Annotated in this window: 14 protein-coding genes; 11 read left to right on the top strand and 3 right to left on the bottom strand. The window is 52.4% G+C overall.

From position 1 onward, the window contains the following. Window positions 1-35 precede the first annotated feature (35 nt). A complete protein-coding gene (locus ACTID9_RS02655; RefSeq protein ID WP_441069718.1) occupies window positions 36-545 on the top strand; it encodes a C40 family peptidase in 510 nt (169 codons plus the stop codon). A gap of 63 nt (window positions 546-608) precedes the next feature. Here the strand turns inward: ACTID9_RS02655 and ACTID9_RS02660 are convergent, their stop codons facing one another. After that, window positions 609-3,347: a calcium-translocating P-type ATPase, SERCA-type gene (locus ACTID9_RS02660; RefSeq protein ID WP_441072370.1), complete on the bottom strand. Its 2,739-nt coding sequence runs from the start codon at window positions 3,345-3,347 to the stop codon at window positions 609-611. A 167-nt stretch (window positions 3,348-3,514) separates the two neighbouring features. Between ACTID9_RS02660 and ytaF the strand changes: the two genes are divergently transcribed. From ytaF to ACTID9_RS02675, 3 genes are all read left to right on the top strand, one after another. Next, the gene (gene ytaF, locus ACTID9_RS02665; RefSeq protein WP_441069719.1) at window positions 3,515-4,156 is read left to right on the top strand and encodes a sporulation membrane protein YtaF; all 642 of its coding nucleotides are present in this window, start codon (window positions 3,515-3,517) and stop codon (window positions 4,154-4,156) included. Between the two features lie 34 nt (window positions 4,157-4,190). Further along, a complete protein-coding gene (gene trxB / locus ACTID9_RS02670) occupies window positions 4,191-5,147 on the top strand; it encodes a thioredoxin-disulfide reductase (protein ID WP_441069720.1) in 957 nt (318 codons plus the stop codon). Window positions 5,148-5,357: 210 nt separating this feature from the next. Next, complete coding sequence (locus tag ACTID9_RS02675) at window positions 5,358-6,260, top strand: DMT family transporter (RefSeq protein WP_441069721.1); 903 nt, start codon at window positions 5,358-5,360, stop codon at window positions 6,258-6,260. A gap of 2 nt (window positions 6,261-6,262) precedes the next feature. On the opposite strand, the gene ACTID9_RS02680 is transcribed toward ACTID9_RS02675, so the two are convergent. Next, the gene (locus tag ACTID9_RS02680) at window positions 6,263-6,898 is read right to left on the bottom strand and encodes an urease accessory protein UreH domain-containing protein (RefSeq protein ID WP_441072372.1); all 636 of its coding nucleotides are present in this window, start codon (window positions 6,896-6,898) and stop codon (window positions 6,263-6,265) included. A gap of 178 nt (window positions 6,899-7,076) precedes the next feature. On the opposite strand from ACTID9_RS02680, the gene ACTID9_RS02685 reads away from it, so the two are divergent. The 3 genes from ACTID9_RS02685 (at window position 7,077) to ACTID9_RS02695 (ending at window position 9,760) form a co-directional block, all read left to right on the top strand. Beyond that, window positions 7,077-7,619 (top strand): NADPH-dependent FMN reductase, encoded by a 543-nt coding sequence (locus ACTID9_RS02685; RefSeq protein WP_441069722.1) that lies wholly within the window; start codon window positions 7,077-7,079, stop codon window positions 7,617-7,619. A 149-nt stretch (window positions 7,620-7,768) separates the two neighbouring features. Then, the gene (locus ACTID9_RS02690) at window positions 7,769-8,986 is read left to right on the top strand and encodes an MDR family MFS transporter (protein WP_441069723.1); all 1,218 of its coding nucleotides are present in this window, start codon (window positions 7,769-7,771) and stop codon (window positions 8,984-8,986) included. Window positions 8,987-9,121: 135 nt separating this feature from the next. Then, window positions 9,122-9,760, top strand: coding sequence for a PA domain-containing protein (locus tag ACTID9_RS02695; RefSeq protein ID WP_441069724.1), 639 nt, complete (start codon window positions 9,122-9,124; stop codon window positions 9,758-9,760). A 190-nt stretch (window positions 9,761-9,950) separates the two neighbouring features. Here ACTID9_RS02695 and ACTID9_RS02700 read toward each other — a convergent pair whose 3' ends face one another. Continuing rightward, window positions 9,951-13,076 carry a S8 family serine peptidase gene (locus ACTID9_RS02700; RefSeq protein ID WP_441069725.1) on the bottom strand — a complete coding sequence of 1,042 codons (3,126 nt, stop codon included), beginning with the start codon at window positions 13,074-13,076 and terminating at the stop codon, window positions 9,951-9,953. Between the two features lie 234 nt (window positions 13,077-13,310). Here ACTID9_RS02700 and ACTID9_RS02705 point away from each other — a divergent pair, with 234 nt between their 5' ends. The 4 genes from ACTID9_RS02705 (at window position 13,311) to ACTID9_RS02720 (ending at window position 20,763) form a co-directional block, all read left to right on the top strand. Next, complete coding sequence (locus ACTID9_RS02705; RefSeq protein WP_441069726.1) at window positions 13,311-14,405, top strand: NAD(P)H-dependent flavin oxidoreductase; 1,095 nt, start codon at window positions 13,311-13,313, stop codon at window positions 14,403-14,405. 6 nt (window positions 14,406-14,411) lie between these two features. Beyond that, window positions 14,412-15,308, top strand: coding sequence for a LysR family transcriptional regulator (locus ACTID9_RS02710; RefSeq protein ID WP_441072374.1), 897 nt, complete (start codon window positions 14,412-14,414; stop codon window positions 15,306-15,308). A gap of 97 nt (window positions 15,309-15,405) precedes the next feature. Continuing rightward, window positions 15,406-16,506, top strand: a complete 1,101-nt coding sequence (locus ACTID9_RS02715; protein WP_441069727.1) for a citrate synthase — start codon at window positions 15,406-15,408, stop codon at window positions 16,504-16,506. A 222-nt stretch (window positions 16,507-16,728) separates the two neighbouring features. Continuing rightward, complete coding sequence (locus ACTID9_RS02720) at window positions 16,729-20,763, top strand: S-layer homology domain-containing protein (protein WP_441069728.1); 4,035 nt, start codon at window positions 16,729-16,731, stop codon at window positions 20,761-20,763. Window positions 20,764-20,843: the final 80 nt, after the last annotated feature.

The raw sequence follows: 20,843 nt of genomic DNA on the forward strand, positions 1-20,843 counted from the left end.
CCGCAAGACACCAACATCTAAGGAGGATGAGAAACATGAATAAGCGGAACTGGATGATGAGCGCAGCTATGGCTGTTCTTGTGTGTAGTTCTCTTTTGACTGGTGGACAAGCATATGCCTATTCCAGCACGACAGCCAACAACGTGATCAAAGCAGGATCCAAATATATGGGCACTCCTTATGTATGGGGATCTAGCCGTTCAACGAAATCAACGATGGATTGCTCCGAGTTCGTCATGTGGGCGATGAAAGAAGGCGCCCATATCAACATGGGGAAAGGTGGGGCACGTTCCCAATATACAATCGGTAAGCAAAAGGGCAAGGTTGTCAAATACAGTGAACTGAAAAAAGGTGACATTGTATTCTTTTCAACCAAAGCGACGATGAAATATGCAAAAGGTTCAATCAACCGCATCGGTCATGTCGGTATTTATGCAGGAAACGGTAAAGTGCTGCATACGTATGGGCCGGGCGGCGTTCGCTACAGCAACATGGCGAGCGGATGGTGGAAAGATCATTTCGTCACAGCAGTTCGCGTATTGTAATGCGCGAGTACAAAAAACCCGCGGGTAGCGTTCGACGCACCAGCGGGTTTTTTGGTTTTTTTCCTATTTTTTCAGCGCGCCGCCGATGCCGGCGACAAAGGTCGGAACCCCGGCAGCGACAAAGACCAAGGCCCAATCGCGGAACGACAAGCCGGTTGTGGTGAAAATCTCCTGCATCGGTTTCAGGTAAATCACGCCGATCATAAGCACGAGCGAGGAGAGCACGGCCCAGATGAGATACATGTTGCCAAAGGGATTGCGGTGGAAGACGGACCGTTCGCTGCGGCAATCAAACACATGGATCAGCTGTGCCAAAACAAGCGTGGCGAAGGAAACGGTTTGGGCGTGCACCAAATCGTCGGGATTTTCACGCAATGTCAGCCAAAAGGCGGCGAGCGTCATGGCACCGATCAAAAAACCCCGGCTGATGATTTTCCAACCGAGCCCGCGGCCGAAAATGTTCTCGGTTTTCTTGCGCGGATTTTGCTCCATGATGTTCGATTCGGCTGTATCCACACCAAGGGCCATCGCGGGCAATCCGTCCGTCACCAGGTTCACCCAAAGAATTTGGATAGGGACGAGCGGCAGCGGCAAGCCCATCAGCATGGCGAAAAACATCACGAGAATTTCTCCAACATTGGACGCGAGCAGGTAACGGATGAATTTGCGGATGTTGTCGTAAATGTTGCGGCCTTCTTCCACAGCGGAGACGATCGTCGAGAAGTTGTCGTCGCGCAAAACCAAGTCGGACGCTTCCTTGGTAACATCGGTTCCGGTAATGCCCATGGCGATTCCGATGTCGGCCAGCTTGATGGCAGGCGCATCATTGACGCCGTCCCCGGTCATGGCGACGACATGGCCGTTTTGCTGCAAGGCCCGGACGATGCGCAGCTTGTGCTCGGGGGAGACGCGCGCATATACCGATGCTTTTTCCACCGAACGGCAAAGCTCTTCGTCGCTCATTTGCGACAAGTCGCGGCCTTCCAGCACCCCGCTTTCGTGTGTCAAAAGCCCGATTTGCCTGCCGATCGCCTCGGCAGTAATCTTGTGGTCGCCGGTAATCATCACGGTTTTGATCCCGGCTTGACGGCATTGGTAAATGGCATCTTTCACTTCTGTTCGCGGAGGATCGATCATGCCGGCCATGCCGACAAAAATCAGGTCGTTCTCCAACTGAAGCGCGGCCATTCCCGGTTTGTAGCCAAGCAGCGGTTTGTAGGCGAAACCGAGCACCCGCAGCGCCTGCTTGGCCATTTGCTCGGCATGGAACAGCACTTGCTCGCGAAGCTGGGACGTCAGCGGCTGTATCTCGCCTCTCCAATGAATTTTGGAGCAGCGCGCAAGCAGCGCTTCCGTCGCGCCTTTCGTGTAAAGTGTCAGCTTTTTATCCGGCGTGCAATCGACCACGGACATCATTTTGCGGTCCGAATCGAAGGGGAGTTCATCGATGCGGGCTGCCTGTCCGGCCTGAGGCCGCTTCATCCCGGCGAAACCTTTCGCTGCCAGCACAAGCAGCGCGCCTTCCGTGGGGTCGCCCAATATGCTCCAGCTCTCTTGGGAGGAGGCGAGCACCAGCAATTTCCGCTGCTTTTGCTCTTCGCGCACGAGCTGGGCGTTGTTGCAGCGCTCGGCGATATGCAAAAGCAGGCGGAGCGATTCATTTTTGCCTGGATCGACCGGCTTGTTTTCCATAAGGATCTGGCCGGTTGGGTCGTAGCCGTTGCCGGTCACATCATAGCGGACCCCGCCGATGTTTGCTTGGGTGACCGTCATTTTGTTTTGGGTCAACGTCCCCGTTTTATCGGAGCAGATCACGGAGGCGCAGCCCAATGTCTCGACAGACGGCAGTTTGCGCACGAGCGCATTTCGCTTGATCATCCGCTGAACGCCGAGCGCCAAGGCGATGGTCACGATCGCGGGCAAACCTTCAGGGATGGCAGCGACTGCCAGACTGACACCTGCGAGGAACATTGTCATGAGATCGTGGCCGTGCATTACGCCTGCCCAAATCACGACGGCGGTCAGGCAGACAGCGACGACGATCAAGATTTTTCCCATTTGCTCCAGACGATGCTGCAGCGGTGTTGTGCTTTGCTCCGCTTCATTGATCAAGTGGGCGATTTTGCCGATCTCCGTAATCATCCCCGTTTTCACGACCACGCCTTTGCCGGTACCGCCTGACACGAGTGTCCCCATAAAGGCCATGTTGTGTTGGTCGCCGAGCGGGATTTGATCGGCAGAGGCTGTGGTCACGAGGCTTTTGTCGGTTTTGCTCACGGGGACAGACTCGCCCGTCAGCGCCGACTCCTCCACTTCCAGCCGATTGGCCTGGATCAGGCGAAGATCTGCGGGCACTCGGTCGCCCGCTTCGATCAAAACAAGGTCACCGGGAACAAGCTGGGAAGCGGGGATAATTTGCTGCTTGCCTTCGCGAATGACCTTCGACATCGGGGAAGCGAGGCTTTTCAGTGCTTGCAGGGAGCGTTCAGCGCGGACTTCCTGGATGAAGCCGAGAATCCCGTTCAAAAACATAATGGCGAGAATCGCGATCGCATCGAGATATTCTCCAAGGAAAAAGGAGATAATCGTGGCGACAATCAAGATTCCGACCATCATATCTTTAAATTGTGAGAGGAATACTAAGAGCAGAGAGGCTTGCTTAGCTTCCTTCAACTGATTGGGGCCGTATTTTTTCATCCGGCTTTCCGCTTCCCTGTGGGTTAGACCCTGTGCGGGATCGCTGCCTAGAAGAGCAGCGGTCTCCATCGCGGCCAGCTTGGGCCATTGGCGGGTAGAGTGCATGGACACGGGCGATCTCCTCCAACATTTCATCTCATGTTTCATGTGTATGCAGACGGGCAGTCCGCTAGAAGGCCAAGCCGAATTTCGTTGATTGCTTGTGCTAGGCGGAATCACTTCTGTTGTCCGATGCATACGCTAAAGCGACGTCAGCTTAGAGGTGATTTGGCATGAGTGGATTGTTGTCGCTGATCCTGGTCTCCATCGCGATCAGTTTGGATGGGCTGGGAGTGGGAATAACCTATGGGCTTCGCAAAATGCGGATTCCTTTCGCGTCGCTGTTGGTGATCGCGTTTTGTTCATTCTCGGTGGTTTACACGGTCATGCTTTTTGGCGGTACTCTGACGCAATGGTTGAGTCCCGAGATGAGCAAACTGATAGGGGCAGCGGTGCTAATCATAATCGGATTGTTGACGCTGTGGAAAATCTGGCGAGGCAAGGAAGAAGAAGAAAAAGAGCCGGAGATTCAGGAAGGGCCGATTCGCCAAATCCGCATGTTTGGCCTGATCATCCAGATTTTGCGAGATCCGGAGCGGGCCGACGCGGACCGTTCGGGCGATATTCGCGGCTGGGAAGCCGTCATGCTGGGGATGGCGCTGTCGCTTGATGCATTTGGAGCGGGGATCAGCTTGTCGCTGTTAGGCTACCATCCGCTGATCGTGGCGTTTTGCGTCGCATTTTCCAGTGCGGCGATACTGGCGATCGGCATTGCAGCCGGAAGACGAGTGCAGGGATTGGGCTGGGCGATGCGGTTGACGTGGTTGCCGCCGCTTTTGCTGATCAGCATTGGCTTGATGAAGTGCATGATGTAAAACACACCGCTACTACATAGCAAAGGAGGATACTATGCACAAGGTAGTCGTATTGGGGACGGGGCCTGCCGGTTTGACGGCAGCCATTTATTTGGCCCGGGCTGAAATGAAGCCGCTGGTCATCGAGGGCACAGAACCGGGGGGACAATTGACGCTGACGACAGAAGTAGAGAATTTTCCCGGGTTTCCCGAAGGGATCATGGGGCCGGAGCTGATGGCCAACATGCGCAAGCAGGCCGAACGGTTTGGCGCCGAATTTCAGACCGGCTGGGTGACTGAGGTCGATTTATCCAAGCGCCCCTTTACGATAAAGGTGGAAGGAGCGGCAGAGATTCAGGCGGAAGCCCTGATTCTCTCCACTGGCGCATCGGCCAAGCTTTTGGAAATACCAGGCGAAAAGGAGAACATTGGGCGCGGGGTGAGCACCTGCGCGACCTGTGACGGCTTCTTTTTCCGTGGCAAAAAGATCATTGTGGTAGGGGGCGGAGATTCGGCGATGGAGGAAGCCAACTTCCTCACCAAATTCGCCTCCGAGGTCAAGCTGGTCCACCGCCGCTCCGAGCTGCGCGCCTCCAAAATCATGCAGGAACGCTGCCGCGAAAATCCGAAAATCAGCTGGAGCTTAAACCGTGCGCCTGTGGAAGTGGTTGCAGGCGAAAAAGGCGTGACGGCACTCAAGGTGAAGAATAACGAAACGGGCGCCGAAGAAGTGATCGAGACGGACGGCATTTTCGTCGCCATCGGTCACCGCCCCAACACAGCGTTTCTCGACGGACAGGTTGAGACAGACGAACAAGGCTATATTAAAGTCACGCCAGGCTCGACGAAGACATCGGTCGAAGGCGTATTTGCGTGTGGCGATGTGCAGGATCGCAACTATCGGCAAGCCATCACGGCGGCAGGGTCAGGATGCATGGCTGCACTTGATTGCGAACGCTTCCTGGAAGGAAATGCGTTGCTCGACTGGGGATTGGCAACGGCAAAAGGTTGAATGCCGGTCAAAACAGAAAATGAATTGGCTGGCTAAACTAACCGCCAATTGGCTGAGGTGAAATCAACCTCCCTTTCTATAATGGATGGAAAGGGAGGTTTTTGCTTCTAGTGCAACCACGGCTCCGCCAGAAAGCATGGCGTAGCCAGGTTTTCTAAAAAACAAAACCTCCATCCGAAACAAATGTGTGTGGTGAAAGGGGTTTTGTGTATGGATGCAGCAAAGCGGGAATCGGCAGGACTGCTTTATGGATTTTTCGGCGTCTTGGCGTTCAGCTTTACATTGCCGATGACGCGGATCGCGGTAGAAACCATGAATCCGACATTTGTGGGGTTGGGGCGGGCGGTAATCGCAGGCATTCTGGCAGGAATCGTGCTGCTGATCAAGCGGGAGCGGTTCCCGACCAAAGCGCAGCTGAAAAGCTTGGCGATCGTTGCGATCGGTGTCGTCATCGGCTTTCCGCTGCTCACCTCATGGGCAATGAACCAACTGCCAGCCAATCACGGGGCGGTCGTCATCGCGCTGCTTCCCCTCGCTACTGCGGGCGCCGCTGTTTTTCGCGTCGGGGAAAGGCCGTCGCTTGGCTACTGGCTCGCCAGCATCGCAGGGAGCCTGATCGTCCTGTGCTTTACGTTTCTCAACGGGATCAACGGGTTGCACTGGGCGGATCTCGCCTTGATCGGGGCTGTGCTTTTGGCTGCTGTCGGCTATGCCGAAGGAGGCAAGCTGTCCGCTGAAATGGGCAGCTGGCAAGTCATCAGCTGGGCGCTTGTCTTGATCATGCCGTTCCTGCTGATCCCTGTGGCGTTTGTATGTTCCAGCGACTTGGTGCAGGTGCCGCTGGCGGGCTGGCTCAGCTTTGGTTATGTCAGCATCATCAGCCAATTTGTCGGGTTTCTGTGGTGGTATCGCGGCATGGAGCTTGGTGGCGTAGCCAGAGTCAGTCAAATCCAATACGTACAGCCATTTTTGTCGATCATCTGGTCCGGGCTCTTGTTAGGAGAAACGATCACGATAACAACGGTTATTCTCGCCTTATGTATCGTGCTGACCGTCGCCAAAGGCCGGAAAACATCCGTCCGCCGGCGCGTCGCCCAGGAAAAATCAGTCTGATTCTAGCTCCACCACAGCTGAAACAAGCCTTCCGTAATGCCGAGATTGTACATGTAGAAAAAGCCGAACGCAGTGCTGATCGCGCCGGTTAGCATACGTAAGGCCCGGTTGACCGGAAGCTTTGCCAGAGTCAGCACAAAAGGGAGGCCGATCACGGTCGTAAACAGGAGCATTCCCAAGACGGTTCCCAAACCAAAAATCAAAATGTAAAGCGCGCCTTCCCACACCGTCGACACGGTTGATAGGGTGAGAAGAACCATCGCAGCGCTGCCAGCCAGCCCATGAACGAGTCCGATCAAGACGGATTTCACATAGGGCATTTCTTTTTTTCGCTGGACATGCTTGCTTTGTACCACCCGTGCAGCTTTTCCGATATTGGTCAGCCCGAGGTAAACCAGCATGATGCCAACGGTGAATTCCAGCGATAGGGCCCATTTTTCCGGGATGTTTCCCTTCAATAAAATAAGGATGAGTCCGACGACAAACAAGGTGGCCGTATGTCCAATCCCCCAAAAAACCCCGGCGAGCGATGAGCGGAACAAGTTTTTGCTGCGGCTTGCGATCGTGGAGACCGCGATCACATGGTCAGGCTCGATGGCGTGCTTGATCCCGAGGAGAAAACCGGTCCACAAAATCATAGACAACTCCAAACCAATGTCCTCCTTAAAAAATCGTATTCTTCATGATAGCATACGGTCCGTGAGGGCGGACCGCTTTTTCATGATGCATTTAATAAACATTTTTGTTTGTAATATATAATAAATTGTGTTAAAATTTCCATATAAACGAATCAAGCAGTGCTAAGGAGGACTACAGATGAAAATCATGGTGATGTGCGGCAGCGCGACAAAGCATTCCAATACACGCGGCTTGATCAGATGGGTCGAGAAAGCGTTGCAGGAAAAAGGCGTGGAGGTTCTCAAATTCGATGCTGGTCAGCATCTTTTGCCAATCTACAACGGCGATGATGAGCAAAACGAGTTGCCTGAGGTGAAGCGCTTGCGTGTCCAAGCGGAACAGGCGGACGGCTTTTTCATCTGCACGCCGGAGTATCATTCAGGCATGAGCGGCGCATTGAAAAACGCATTGGACTTCCTCGGGTCCCGGCATTTCCGGCACAAACCGGCAACTCTCTCGGCGGTAGCGGGTGGCGGCAAAGGAGGAATCAATGCGCTCAACAACCTGCGCACCGTTGTTCGCGGCGTATATGGCTTGACGCTGCCTGGGCAATTCGTTGCGGACCCTGACCATTTTGACGGCAAAAACGAGCTGGTGAGCTACGAAGCGAAAGAGCGCCTGTCGCTGATCGTGGATGAGCTTGTCACGCTCACGCAGCGTCTCGCCAACGGAAAAGCATAAAGCTGTCGACAAGAAGAGGAGGGGCCTGATCGCGGGATCTCCTCCATTTTTTTCAGGATGACAACTTCAAAAAGAAAGAGGCGCAAAATTGCGACCTTTGCTACAATAAGCAAGCAATCAAAAATTTTTTTCCGAGGGGGTGAGCCAACATGAATCAACTTACTGCAATATTCAAGCGTTATGATACGGCAATCTGGGTGCGATTTACCGGCACCGTGCTCACTTCTGTCACAGGCTTCATGCTGCGCCCGTTTCTGGTCCTGTATCTGTACGACAAGCTCGGGGGATCGGTTTTGCTGCCGATGATCGTCATCGGTCTGCAGCCATTCATCGGGATGCTGGTCAGTTTGTGGGGAGGTGGCTGGACAGACCGGTTTGGGCGAAAGCCGCTGATGATGGCGGCGCTGATCATCCAGACTTGTTCGATGGCTGGAATGGGCTTTGCCGAATCGGTCTGGCAGTTCGCCGCATTGGCGATCATGAATGGATTGGGCATGTCGCTCTTTTTCCCTGCGGCCAATGCGCAAGTGACCGATGTGGTGCCGGAAGAGAAGCGCGCGGAAGTGTTCGCGCTGTTGCATACGGCATTGAATGTAGGCTCCGCTGTCGGGCCGATGCTGGGCATGCTTGTCTTCAAACAAAATCCGACGCTCGTATTCGGCATCGCTTCGGCTGCTTTTCTCGCCTATGCCATCATTTTGTGGCGCAATGTGCCGGAGACGCTGCCGGTCGTGACGGATCAGGCGACAGGCATTCAGGCAAAACCGCCAAAGCTCGAGTTGTCCGAACATCGCCCGCTCCTCTGGTTTACGGTGCTGGCTGTGCCGATCAGCCTGCTTTACGCGCAAATGGAATCGGTGTTTCCGTTGCATCTGCGCAACCAGACGGCGGATTATCAAACGGTTTTTGCCACGCTGATGTCGATTAACGGCACAAGCGTGATTCTGTTCCAGATGTGGATTGTTCGCTGGACGCAAAACGCCTCATCCATGAAAATCATTTTGATCTCTTACATGCTCTTGGCGATCGTCGCGGCAGGATACGGCTTCGCTCCGTTTTTTGGCTTGCTGGTAGCGGTCGAGCTACTGTTCACCTTAGCCGAAATGCTCGTTGGCCCCCACATGCAAAAGGTCGTTTCCAGCATGGCGCCGCAAGAGATGAGGGGACGCTATTTCTCGATCTATGGCATGAGCTGGCAAATCGCACGAGCCATCGGGCCATCGATGGGCGGGCTTCTGTTCACGCATTATGGCGGCCATGCCGCATTTTCCGTGTTCAGCGCGCTGTTAGTGGTAGCTGGTGTCGCACAGTACGCGTTGCTGCGCACTATTCTCGCCAAATCGGCAAAAACCGAAGCAGCGGGTTGAAGGAAGCAGGTTTTTGTCTAACGATTCTCGGCTGGAAAGAGGAGGAAACAGCAGGGGGTTCCAGAATAATTTTACCCATACAAATTTTGGAAGCGTGTGAATCAAAAAACAAAAACGTATGGGAGGATGATTTCAATGAGAACATTCCGTAAAGCTGTTTCCGTCACTTTTTCTTCTGTTTTGGTTTTTGGCAAAGTGCCTTTCAACGCTGTATCCGCTAATGGATTGGATACGTTGAAGCCACAGAAGTCCAAAAAAGCGATCGCCAACATCAACGAAGATGTTGCACATGTGACCGGCCTCAAAGGCGCAGAAGGGGTATTTGCCAGCTTTGGTACTAAGGAAGACTTCGTGTATACGGATGTTGCGGGTAAAGTCGCGGTCGTAACGCGTGGACTGATTTCTGTAGGGGAACAGATCAAGAATGCGATTGCCGCAGGGGCAGTTGCCCTGGTTATGCTGCTCGCCTATTCGCTGTGCCAGGCGAAAGAAACCGGGATGAATGAGCGCGCCAAAGGAGAAGAAAGCGACAGCTTGCTTCCACTCGCTGTTCCGGTTATTGGCGAGGAGATCGCTGATACGCAGACCCGTGCCGCGTCACACAGTACACCGCAGCCAAACGAAATATCGCCAAAGCTGGAGCTGCGCCGCAATGCAAGCTTTTTGAAAAACAGACGTGCGTCTGCCTTGATCAAACGAATCCGCTCATCGGGAAGGTCACATGATTCTCCGCGTACAGACATGCAGCTGTCGGCATTGTCTTTTTCAACGTGAGAAAAGACGGAGAATCGGTGTGCCCATGAGGCAAGGAAAGAGAAAGAAGGGGAGTCGTGCGCATTTTCAAAACGGAATCGACAAAGCAGACGCTGGTGAGAGGGAGCCGCCTACTCTGGCCGATGTCTGCTTTTTGCTGTGTGCATAGGAAACAGGGCTACGCCAAAGTTGGCGCAGCCCTGTTTTGGTTTTACGGTTCCAGCGTTACTTTCACGCGTACGGATTTGGTCACGGATTCATCGACAGCGGATGCGATCGTAACGGTAAGCGTTACACTTGTGCTCTCTTTCGGTACTTCTTTCAGTACCCCGTTTCTATCGATCAGCTGGGTGTTGCTGCTGCGTGTTACCGCATAGGTGACATCATCGTTATCGGCAGGCAGTTCGAGGACAGCCTTGTCCACTTCCGTCGTGTTCACGACTTTGGCTTTGAAGCTGGCTGCTGCTTTGTCCACGACTTTTTCCAGCAGAGCGCGCTCGGGCGCCTCGGAAATGCCGAATGTGTTCCAGACTTCGTATTCGTTCACGATGTTTTCGCCCGCGTCTTTGCTTGGATCAACCACTTGGCCGACGAGGCGCAGTTTGTACGTGCCTGGATCAAGCGCTTTTCTTTCCATGTTGCCGTTTACATACGTTCCATCGAGGTTGGAGAAGCGAACCAGACCAGGAGCGAACGGTGCATAGGTAGGCTTGCCTTTGTCATCGGTATTCACCAAGGAAGCGAGCGTACCGATATACGTGTCGTCAAGCGACCAAGCTTCCAGGTTCAGCACATTGATATCCGATGCCTGCACGAGAGCGGTTGCTTCTGTCGTGTCGTGGTAGCCATCGTTGTTTGGCGAAATAAGCGTGTTGGTCAGTTTGAACTGGTCGAAGCCGAATTTGGTATCCTCGCGTTTCTCGCCAACATGCACGACGAATGGCAGATGCAGGTCTGGATTGCCGTCCTCGCTCTTCAGCAGGACTTCCCCTTCGTACACGCCGTCTTTTGCGTCTTTGGAAGGCGCCAGGGACAGTTCAAATTGTGTTGCGTCGCCGCCGTCAGCGGAGATTGTGGATTCGGACAGGTCTACGTTGATGTTGTCCGTATCCGGCGTTTCTTTCGGATCGTACGGATCGGTCGTCACGCTGTCATGCATAATGACTTCCGCTTTGTAGGAAACCTCGTGCTTGGATGTGTTTTTCAGCTGCAGCGTTACGGTTTTTTCGTTGCTGCCTGCTTTCATCAAACCGAAGCTGTAGTTGTCACCGTAGTTGGTAACCGGTTTTTGCGTAAGGTCTTTGTCAAGGATCTTGATTTTTTCTACCGTTTGCAAAACAGCCGGCGTTTTCATTGCAGCAGCGCCGTCTACGCGGCCCGCGCCTTGGGAGTAAACGTCGTACTCGGTGTTTTCTTCATCCGAGATGCGGACGGATGTGTTGGCCAAAGCGGCTTTGACATCAAATGGCGTCCAGTTCGGATGTGCTTCCTTCAGCAGCAGGGACAGACCTGCGATGTGTGGCGTAGCCATGCTTGTACCGTTTTTGCGGCCATAAGCCTGGTCGTACGAAGCGCCGTCGATCAGCTTGCCCCACGCAGGAACGCTGGAAAGGATCGAAACGCCAGGTGCGGATACGTCTGGCTTGATGCTGTAATTGCCGTCAAAAGCCGGACCGCGCGAGCTGAAGTCAGCCATTTTGTCGCCTTCGTCCTGGGTTTTCGGATAGTCTTTGCCAAACGTGAAAGTGAGCGATTTCGCTTTATCCGGATTGGCGCGCAGCTCTTTTGCCAGTGCCCATCCATCGGTTCCCTTCATATTGAAAGTAGGGATCGCGTCGAGTGCGTCGCCCAGGAACGTGCAATAGCCTTCCCGACCTGGAACGGTCTCATCCGCTTGGCCGTCGCCATTCACGTCGTTACCGTTGTAAATAATGACGGCGATGGCGCCTGCATCTTTTGCATTTTTGATTTTATCGACGAAAGCGAGCGTGCCGCGGGAAACGAGCGCGATCTTGCCTTTCACGTCTACGGTGGAGAAGTCGCTTACCGAACCGAGGTTTGCATATACCACAGGTACTGGCGCAGTTCCGATAATGGAAGCGAAATCTTCCTGCAAGGTTTTCCAGCTCATCAGCGGGAGCGAGTAGGTTTGTCCGAAAGAAGAGGTGGCGGTTGAATCAAATTGTGTCGAAGGGGAGGAAACAGCCCCTACGGTAATCGGCAGCAGAGCGCCTGCCGGCGAACCAGCTGTATAATAGAACTGTCCTTCTTTGTCGCGAGCGGCGTTACCGTTGGCGATAACCGTGATGGTGCCTGCGAGCATCGCGTTGTTAACCGCGATGGAGTCGGCAGAATCGGAGTTTTTCTCCAGATCGGAACCGAGGGACAAGTTGATGACGTCCATATGATCGCGAACCGCTTTTTCGATACCGTCGATCACTTGCGCGGAGCTTCCTCCGCCTCGACCGAGCACGCGATATACATACAGGTCAGCTTCATATGCAATACCGCGAACTTGCACGTCGGACGTTGGGTTTTTGGCGCGACCGACGATGGTGCCGGATACGTGCGTACCATGCGAAGAACCTTCGTAGCCTTGGTGCAAGCGATCATCCTCAGGCGAAATCGGTGCTTGCTCGTACGGATCTTTATCATTGTCGAACGAATCGTATCCGCCTTTGAAAGCATCTTTCAAATCCGGGTGGTTATAGTCAACGCCGGTATCGATGACGCCGACTTTCAGCCCTTTACCCGTCAAGCCGGCAGCCCACATTTCAGGTACGCCGATTTGGGCAAGCGGGTTGACATCGTATTTGCCGCCTGGCAGCTCATCGACATTTTCGACTTCAGGGATCGAGTAGTAATGATTGTTGGAGAAAATATATTTTACGCCTGGAACTTTCGCCAGATCCGGAATGTCGCTTGCAGCAATGTTTACCGCGAAGCCGTTGAATACATAGGAATATTGCTGCTCAACATCGAGTTTCACCCCGAGCTTCTTGGCAGCCTTGATAACGGATGATTGCTCTTTTTTGAGCTGCGATTCGACAGCCCGCTCGGAGAAGCTTTTCTTGCCAGCGGTGCTTTTCGCTACGGCAACCGGGTCGGATTCCAATTGCACGATGACGCTGACCGTATCGTCGCTCTCGGTATCCAAGCTTTCGGAATAGCGGCTTACCTTGGAACTGATGTCAGCTTGCGCTTTGGTGATTTCATTCACTTTCGCCAGATCGCTTGCCGCGGCTTGCTCAGATGCGTACACGTTGTACGGCAGTCCGCTGAGAAGTAACCCTGAAGAGAGTGCTGCTGCAGCAATGGTTTTGATTGTTTTTTTCAACGCGTTTCCCCCCTGAAGATTTTTACAAAATTGGTCGATTGCAACTCATTCCATTCGTCGAATGATCTGCAATTTTAGATAATTTTAACAAAAGAAGTCAAAATCCTTTTTTTCAAAAAAATTTTTTGTTACTAAAATCGTTTTTGATCGAAAAAGCGAAAAAGACGTCTGCAACCGATTGCTTCATCCGTTCGGGAACACTATAGTTAAAATTAGGAAGGGAAGGTGGACAGAATGTTTGCAACGCGGTTTTGTGAGGTGTTCTCGGTCAAGCTGCCGATCGTTCAGGCCGGGATGGCCGGGGGAATCACTTCGCCCGAATTGGTGGCGGCTGTATCGGAAGCGGGCGGGCTCGGAACGTTGGCAGGGGCATACGTGAAGCCGGATGCCTTGCGTCAATCCATCCGGGAGGTCAAGCAGCTGACAAACAAGCCGTTTGGCGTCAATCTGCTCCTCTTTGAAGAAACGGCTCCATCGGAAGTATCCGGTGACTTGGTAGACTGGCTGAACAAAATGCGCGATGAAGTCGGGCTCTCGCCCTGGAACGGAGAGCTTCCCCAATCCAAGGAGGATCTGGACGAATGCTTTGCCGTCATCGTGGAAGAGCAGGTACCGGTGTTTAGCTGCGCATTCCAATCGCCTGGCAAATACGGAAGGGCAGCGAAGCAAGCGGGAATGAAGCTGATTGGCATGGCGACGACACTGGAAGAAGCGCGCATCCTGCAAGCGGAGAAGGTGGACGCGATCGTGGCGCAGGGCGGAGAAGCGGGCGGGCACAGAGGGACGTTCCAGCCTGGCAACGAGGGCGATGGGGCGTGCATCGGCACGATGCCATTGGTTTCGCTTGTCGCTGATTCGCTGCCTGACATGCCGATCATCGCAGCGGGCGGGATCATGGACGGGCGCGGTCTGCTCGCTGCACTGTCGCTCGGGGCAGATGCGGCCCAGCTCGGGACAAGATTCCTCGTTTGCCGGGAAAGTCTCGCACATCCCGCCTATCAGGAGATGCTGTTGCATGCCAAGGAAACCGATACGCGCGTGACCCGGGCATTTTCCGGGCGACCAGCAAGAGGGTTAAACAACCGTTTAATTGAATCGGCGCAAATGGAGAAGCTGCAAGCGCTGCCGTATCCCGTGCAAAATGCGCTGACGCGTGAAATTCGTACTGCCGCTGCACGACTGAACAAGCCGGAATACATGTCGCTTTGGGCAGGTCAAGGGGTGGCGATGCTGCGCCAGACGCAAGGTGCCGCAGAGATTATAAGCGACATCATGGATCAGGCCAATGCGGCGTGGGAGCGGATGATTCAACTGAGAAGGGACAGGTGAGGGGCGATCGATTTTCGGATCTTGCAAACGTTTGTGGTGGCGGCAGCGAACGAGAATTTTCATCAGACTGCGGAGGCGCTGTTCATTGCCCAGCCGACCGTCAGCCAGCACATTCGCCTGCTGGAGCGTGAACTCGGCATCCAGCTGTTTATGCGCGTCGGCAAGTATGTGCGGCTGACGCCTGCCGGAAGGCGCTTTTTGCCCCATGCGAAAGGAATGCTGGAGCAGTATCACAACGGGCTTGACGATTTGCTCTCCTGGCGGCAGGGATACCGCGAGACGCTGCAGCTGGTCGCCTCGCCGATCATCGCCCGCACCTCGCTCCCGCATCTGGTACATCGGTATACGAGACAATTTCCGGACGTGGACATCTCCATCAAAATCGCCGATTCGATCGAAATCGGGCCGATGGTGCAATCCGGCCAGGCCGACCTCGGCTTGTCCCGGATGATCCCGGGCGAGCTGCAGCTGGACACATTTTTGATCCAATATGAGCCGGTCGTGTTCGCTGTCCCGCATAATGGCGGAGATATGGAGTCGCCGCTTCCGGATTGGGAGCAGGAGCTTTCCACCAAACGATTGCTTACACACAATCACCCCGTGTATTGGGACGATCTGCTTTTGCTCTTGCGCAGGCGGGGGATACCGCTGCGGTCGATGGTCGTTTCGCATGTCGACATTACCAAACGCTTTATCGAAGAAGGGCTGGGCGTCTCTTTCCTTCCGCGTTCCGCAGTCATTCGCGAGCTGTTTGAAAACCGCTTCATCGAGTTGGAAACGCCTGGGATCGAGCTGCCGAAAGCGGGGTCTTATCTGGTTTTGCCCAAGCAGTCGGTATCCGTGGCGACAGAACGGTTTGTCGAAATTTTACAGATGCTGTACCCGCCGCTGGCGCCTGTATGATTGATTACGATTTATAATCGATTGTGGGATATTATTTTATTTTTCGATCAGCCTTCGACTTGATATACTAAACTCAAAGATAAAGGGGTGAAGGACAATGAGTGAACAAATCATTGCAATCGGACTGGAAGGAATTGTTGTGGCCGAGACGGACTTGAGCCTGGTGGATGGCATCAACGGCCACTTGGTATATCGAAATCATTGGGCCCGCGACCTGGCTATTCACCATACCTTTGAAGAAGTGGCGCACCTGCTGTGGTACGGTGCCTTACCGGATAAAGAACAACTCCGCGAGCTGGAGGAAAAGCTGATTGCCGCGCGCGAGCTGCCAGCGTACGTCAAGACAGCAATCGACTGTATTCCGCACGATATCGATATGATGAGCGTACTTCGCTCCGGCGTCTCCCTGCTCGGTTTGACCGGAAACGACTGGCCGCCGACCATCGAGCAAGTGATCTCGCTGACAGCGAAGATGCCATCGATCGTCGCGTACCGCGCTGCACGTCTCGCCGGCCGCGAACCGCTTGCGCCGCATAAAGAGCTGCGTCACACCGCCAACTACCTGTATATGCTGACGGGCAAGGAGCCGAGCCATGCGCATGTGCGGGCGCTGGATGCATACCTGATTTTGACCCAGGAGCACGGCATGAATGCTTCAACCTTTGCGGCACGCGTCGTATCGTCGACACGTTCCGACCTCATTTCCGCGATCACGGCCGCGATCGGGGCATTGAAAGGACCGCTGCACGGCGGAGCACCTTCGGAAGTGACGGAAATGGTGGAAGCGATCGGCACCAAGGAAAACGCCGAGCCATGGCTGCGCCGCGCGCTCGAAAACGGCGAGCGGCTGATGGGCTTCGGCCACCGCGTCTACAAAACGACCGACCCGCGTGCTGCTGCGCTGCGCGTCGTCGCCTCCGAGCTGTCGAAAGACGACCCATGGTTCGATCTGGCGACACATATCGAACAAGTGGCGCTGCGCCTGCTTGAAGAGTACAAACCGGGCCGCAAGCTGAACACCAATGTCGAATTTTTCGCTGCTGCCGTCATGCGTGCAGTAGGGCTGCCGGACAGCTTGTTCACCCCGACCTTTGCAATCAGCCGCGTGGTAGGCTGGAGCGCGCATGTGCTGGAGCAGGCGGCGAATAACCGGATTATCCGGCCGCAGTCGAATTATACCGGGATTATGCCGGAGTAAGGCTTTATTAAGTGAAAGATTGATTCCATATAAAATGGTTTCCGGAGCAGCGTTTTCGATAGCGCTGCTTTTTTCGTTGCATTTCAGGTCAATCGTGACCATTTGCTCATTTCTTGCATTTTTCGACGTGGAAACTATTATTATCAACCCATAATCTGCCGATATAAAATAAAGAGAAATGGCTTTAGCAGATTCGCAGAAAGATTCAGAGGAGGGAATGGCGTGTACAAAAAACTTGCGCAGATTTTTTTGATTTTTGCGCTCATGCTGACAATGGTTCCAGTAATTCCATTGCAAGCAAATGCCGCCTTTGGCGATAACAACAGCAAACAGCAAAATTTCATTTTTCCAGATGTTGTGCCAAAGGTGAACTACAAATACATAACCATGACGGGGACGTTAAATCAGGTTTCTTCATCTGGTATAACCTACTCGGTGAAAAATGTTTCCGCCAATGTGGAGACGACACCGACATCGAGGGGGGTATCCGTTTCAGAAGATGGCTCCAAGATCACAGTAGCGAATATCGAGCTTTTTGATGGCGACAATACTATCACGTTCCGGGGGAAACAGGGTACGACAGAAGTCGTCAACACTTACGAGATCACGTACATCAGCACACCGCTTCTGTACAATCTTCAGTTTACCGGTGGCGGGAAAAAAATGACGATCAACCCGACGGATAAAACGATCGTGACTAGCGATTTTACCTCTGGCGATTCGTATTTTACGATCGAGGGGAACGCGCCGAACGTTACATCCGTCATTATTAAAAACGGTACCGAGTCTGCTTCCGGTACCGTTAGCCAAGATTCCGAAGCTTACTTTATCGTAGGGAAAGTGCCTTTGAAAAAAGGGGCGAACACGTTAACGTTTTTGTTGAAGAATAGTAATCAAACAATTGAAGTTAAGCGTGATATCGTCTATTTTGACGGCACAGGTACCTTTTATGATGTAAATATGACCTATCCGACGACAGGGACGACAAAGTTCGACTTGAGTCAGAAACCTGCGATTAAAGGAAGCGATAGCTCAGGTAGTACAGCAAAAGGGGTAACATCCCTTGAAGGGTACGTTATCATCGCTCCTGAAGCAAGATTACCAGTAGGGCCAGCATTTGATCCCAATAACCCTGCGAATATCGTAAAGATCGCGCTGAGAAACGAATCGGCTTCACCTGCAGTTACAGAGGATATCGACAATTCCAAAACGACCTATACAAAAGTAGCGGAAACATCAAGCTACTATATCTTTAAATTTAACGTTCCGGTTGCAGGCTTTGCTGGAAATACCGACAAGTTCTTTGCCCAAGATCAGCAAGTCTATGTAAAGCTTGGCGCGTTGAACCTGGTTGAATCCTACAAAAGCGATCAAACGGGGGCAGCGGCCAAATATGACGATCAGACCGTCAGAGATTTCGGTTACATGTTCGTTGATCCGAATGCACCAGCTATCACATCATTGAGCTATGCGCTGGGCGTATCGACAACATACACTCCTTTGATCGACAATACGATTATTAATGAAAAACCGTTTACGCTCAGATTGAATGTGACCAACGACGTAGCTGGAAAACGTGCTTTAAAGGTAGTGTCAACCAACTCTTTTGGGAATCAAGCAAACGTAACCTTTGGTACTCCGGTGTATGGTACGGGCACGATTGATCTTCCTATCAACTCCTTGCCTTTTGATGGTACACAAACGTTGAAAGTGTACTACAACAACAACATTTGGCAAGAAGTAAAGGTTAACGCTGCTGCTGGACCTGTGCTGAAATTCACAGGGTTAACGGATGGGATGGTGTTTAAATACAACCCGAACATGACCAGCAACACTGAGGGGTATGCAATCAAACAATCTGCAGTTACAACTTATCTGGTCAAAGATATTTTAAAATCACTCGCAGGACAATTGGATAATATTACAATTGATCCATTGAATGATTATAAAAAGGACCCCGTTACGAAAAAGAAAGCCATTACGTTGACCATTAATAACTCGGATGTCAATCTGAAGCAAAATGGTTCAAGTACAAACTCTTTTATCATTGATAACGGAGGGGCTACTGATTATAATGCGACGGTTTCAAAGTATTTCCATGACGGGCAAAACACGGTAGTTTTCCTGTATGACAAGAACAATTTGGTCTATGAAAAAAGATTCACAGTTACCCTTTATTCCAACAGCTATCCGGAGATTCCGGTTGCGAACACGGATGGGGTATACCCGTTCAATACGTCGACAAGAAAGCCAGACCCTAAATTCGTGGGTAAAGATGGCGTGTTTACGACGAAAGAAACCGAGATGAAAATCGCTGGTACATTTAACTTCATTGATCTCGGTGACAGTGTTTCCGATGCGCAAAGTGTCATCAGCTCAATCGGCAGTGGAAAGTACATTTTGACAGTTGAAGGCCCGGACGGGTTTAATACGATTACGTGGGACCTGCAAAAAAATACACTGCTTAATGGATCGACACCTGTGGTCAGCGGGAAAACCGATGTAAGCGGCATTGATGTCTACTATGATTTCAACAAGCATTACTTTATTTTTGAGATCGCCAAGCAACAAATCCCAACCGACGGTAGCAAGGTCGTTTACACCTTTTCCGTCTACAACAACGGGTTGACCGGTGGTTCCAAAGCTACGTACCGTTTGGAAGTAAGCGCGCCGGGCGTAGCTTACAAAGTATTGCGCCCAGTTAAGACCGGTCTGCAAACTACAGTCAACCAAAACTATGTGGAAGTCGTGATCGAGTCGAAAAACACCGAAAAAGTCGTGGTCAACAAAACGGAAGCGAAGCATCTCAGCACATTTGACGATGATCTTGACGGCCGTCCCGACACAACCGATGCGTTCCGCGCGATCGTGACGGATTTGAAACCAAACAAAAGCAATAAAATCACGTTCACGATTACACGTGGCAAAGACACGGTAACGGACTCCATCGACGTGTTCTATGCGCCATCTTATATACCAGGTGCGCAGTACATGTCTCCGATGGACAAGGCAGGCAAAGTATTTGACGGCAAGCTGACGCTCACCTTCCCGAAAAATACGTACTTGATCCGCAATGACTTTAACGTGCCGGAAAACTTGAAAGGCCAAGTGTTCAAAGGACACAACATCTTATATGCTGTAGCCAACAGTGAGGATGGCGTCGTTGACCGTTTTGACTATCTGGTAGATCGTCCGAAAAACTTTGACGATACGATCAAAGATTTGGGACGCCAGTTCAAAAACTCGTTTGACAGCCATTTCATCAAAGCGAGCCAGGTGTACTGGATCGATGCAGGTATGGCCGATGATCCGAGTTCGGATGAATATGACCCTTACACGTACGGCATGCTGCCAATCATGCCAGATGCAGTCAAAGTAGAGCCGAAGCTGTACAATTTTGATGGCGTACCGAAAAACAGAATGGTAGTACCGAACAATCGCGGTTCGCTGGAACTGGCCTATGACGCCAACATCGTGCCGGACGCTGCCAATAACTTGACCGTCATGCGTTACGACCCGAAACGTTATTATTGGGAAAACCTCGGCGGCGTTGTAAACACTGGCAAGAAAACGATAAAAGTGCCGTTTGACAAATTCGGTTACTATGTCGTAGCCAAGCTGAATGACTCGTTCGCTGATGTTGTACATCACAGCTATGCGCGTAACCACATCGAGGCGATGTTCTCCAAAGGGGTTATCCTCTCGAAGAGCTCTGTTGAGTTTGCTCCTGACCTCGACACCACACGCGGCGAGTTCGCAGCGATGGTGGTTCGGGCACTGCAATTGCCGCTCGTGGAAAACATCTCAAAGCCTTCGTTTGACGATGTGTTGACGGATTATACGGCGACATCGCTCTATGATTACCGCCACATCGAGACGGCCGCCAAGCTGGGGATCGTCCGGGGAACAGACCCGCGCATCTTCAACCCGCAAGGAAAAGTCACACGTGCTGAAGCTGCAGTCATTTTGGCTCGTGCTTTGAAGCTGAAGCTCGATACTTCGCAAGTAAAAGTAACGAAAGACTTGTCCAAGCTGTTCAAAGATTACAATTTGATCACCGATGAGTACGCGAAACCATCGATTCTCGCGATTGCCAAGCTTAAGCTGATCAGCGGTTCACCGGTTGATGTAACCGATCCGAAAAAAGGGTATGTATTCGAGCCGAATGCGACCATCATCCGCAGCGATGCTGCGATTTTGATGGCCCGCGTCATGGCGTATCTGAAAACGATCCCTCCTGTATATGAAGTGAAATAAAAAAGAAGAATCGCCTTCTTTGTGAGAACTTCGTTTTCCAAAGAAGGCATTTTTCTAGGCGGTTGGGAGTAACGAATAAG

The organism is Brevibacillus fluminis, from assembly GCF_052072235.1.
Lineage (GTDB): Bacteria > Bacillota > Bacilli > Brevibacillales > Brevibacillaceae > Brevibacillus_D > Brevibacillus_D fluminis_A.

Coding starts and splice junctions, on each gene's coding strand:
- ACTID9_RS02705 (WP_441069726.1), top strand. CDS start 13,311: ATGTTTGCAACGCGGTTTTGTGAGGTGTTCTCGGTCAAGCTGCCGATC.
- ytaF (WP_441069719.1), top strand. CDS start 3,515: ATGAGTGGATTGTTGTCGCTGATCCTGGTCTCCATCGCGATCAGTTTG.
- ACTID9_RS02685 (WP_441069722.1), top strand. CDS start 7,077: ATGAAAATCATGGTGATGTGCGGCAGCGCGACAAAGCATTCCAATACA.
- ACTID9_RS02655 (WP_441069718.1), top strand. CDS start 36: ATGAATAAGCGGAACTGGATGATGAGCGCAGCTATGGCTGTTCTTGTG.
- ACTID9_RS02680 (WP_441072372.1), bottom strand. CDS start 6,898: ATGATTTTGTGGACCGGTTTTCTCCTCGGGATCAAGCACGCCATCGAG.
- ACTID9_RS02675 (WP_441069721.1), top strand. CDS start 5,358: ATGGATGCAGCAAAGCGGGAATCGGCAGGACTGCTTTATGGATTTTTC.
- ACTID9_RS02715 (WP_441069727.1), top strand. CDS start 15,406: ATGAGTGAACAAATCATTGCAATCGGACTGGAAGGAATTGTTGTGGCC.
- ACTID9_RS02690 (WP_441069723.1), top strand. CDS start 7,769: ATGAATCAACTTACTGCAATATTCAAGCGTTATGATACGGCAATCTGG.
- ACTID9_RS02660 (WP_441072370.1), bottom strand. CDS start 3,347: ATGCACTCTACCCGCCAATGGCCCAAGCTGGCCGCGATGGAGACCGCT.
- trxB (WP_441069720.1), top strand. CDS start 4,191: ATGCACAAGGTAGTCGTATTGGGGACGGGGCCTGCCGGTTTGACGGCA.
- ACTID9_RS02695 (WP_441069724.1), top strand. CDS start 9,122: ATGAGAACATTCCGTAAAGCTGTTTCCGTCACTTTTTCTTCTGTTTTG.